This window comes from Streptomyces sp. NPDC088812, from assembly GCF_044750285.1.
Taxonomy (GTDB): Bacteria; Actinomycetota; Actinomycetes; order Streptomycetales; family Streptomycetaceae; genus Streptomyces.
Genome location: NZ_JBIVJP010000084.1, coordinates 1 through 1,233, shown reverse-complemented (window position 1 = coordinate 1,233; position 1,233 = coordinate 1). Strand labels below are relative to the sequence as shown.

Annotated in this window: 2 protein-coding genes; both read left to right on the top strand. The window is 63.5% G+C overall.

The annotated features are described in order from the left end of the window. On the top strand, positions 1-557 hold a 557-nt coding region (locus ACIP67_RS43360; RefSeq protein ID WP_401700253.1), incomplete at its 5' end, for a type IIL restriction-modification enzyme MmeI. A 181-nt stretch (positions 558-738) separates the two neighbouring features. Beyond that, the coding region (locus ACIP67_RS43355; protein ID WP_401700251.1) for a GIY-YIG nuclease family protein at positions 739-1,233 on the top strand (495 nt) is incomplete at its 3' end.

The following is a 1,233-nucleotide window of genomic DNA, read 5'->3' as shown; positions in this document are numbered from 1 at the left end:
CACAGGCGAAGCCCGGGGACCCGTGCCGCTACGACGAGATCAAGTACCGCGGAGAGGGCGATTACATCGCGGTGCCAAAGGTGTCCTCTCAGCGCCGCGTATACGTCCCCATCGGGTTCGTTACGGACGGGATGATCCCCGGCGACAAGCTGTTCAACATCCCGTCGGAGTCCCGTTACGTCTTCGGAGTCCTGATGTCCCGCGTCCATAATGCGTGGATGCGGTCTGTGGGCGGCCGCCTCAAGAGCGACTACAGCTACGCCAACACGCTGATCCACAACACGATGGTGTGGCCGGACACCTCTGACTCACAGCGTGAGAAGATCGAGAAGGCTGCTCAGGCCGTGCTGGATGCGCGAGAAGAGCACCCGCAGGCTTCACTGGCGGATCTGTATGAACCGGATGACGCCTGGCTCTACCCGGCTCTCACCGCCGCGCACCAGGCCCTCGATGACGCCGTGGAGCGGGCCTACGGGCTCGAACCTGGCCTAGACGAAGCTGACCTGGTCGCGCACCTGTTCGAGCTGTATGGCAAGGCCGTCGGGGCTGCCTCGTGAAGACCGTCCTCGACCTCGAGATCTTGTGATGGGAAGAAGGTACCGGATGGCAGGAACGCCCCGCACTATCCAGCTGCTGCTCCTGGATGGAGACGCCCGCGGACGTATCAAGTGCAGCCTCACCAACTGGACGGGGGTGGCATACCTGATTCCTCGAACGGAGCTGCCCCGGTGTAAGGACATGGCCATCCTGAACCAGACGGGCGTGTATCTCCTCTTCGGGAAGGACGAGGAGACAGGCGACGATCAGGTGTATGTGGGCCAGGCCTGGTCGCGCAAGAACGGCAATGGAGTCCTGGGGCGCATCACCGAGCACCTGGGTGGGGAGAAGCTGCCGTACTGGACCCACGCCGTCGTTCTGACGACATCGAACGACAGCTTCGGTCCCACCGAGATCAGCTATCTGGAGAACTACTTCTACACCGCCGCCTCCCTAGCCGGGCGGTACACCGTGGTGAACAGCGTCGATCCGTCGCCCGGGAATGTCACGGAAGAGCGAGAGGCCGATCTAAGGGAATTCAGCGACTACTCCGAACTCGTCATCGGGGCTCTCGGGTTCAAGGTATTCGATGCCCTCGCCGAGGAGCCCGTCAGGGGGGACACCCTGTCGGAGCCCGAGGGCGACGCTGAACTGCTGCTGGAGCGCAGCGGGGTGACGGCTCGGGGGCGCCAGACG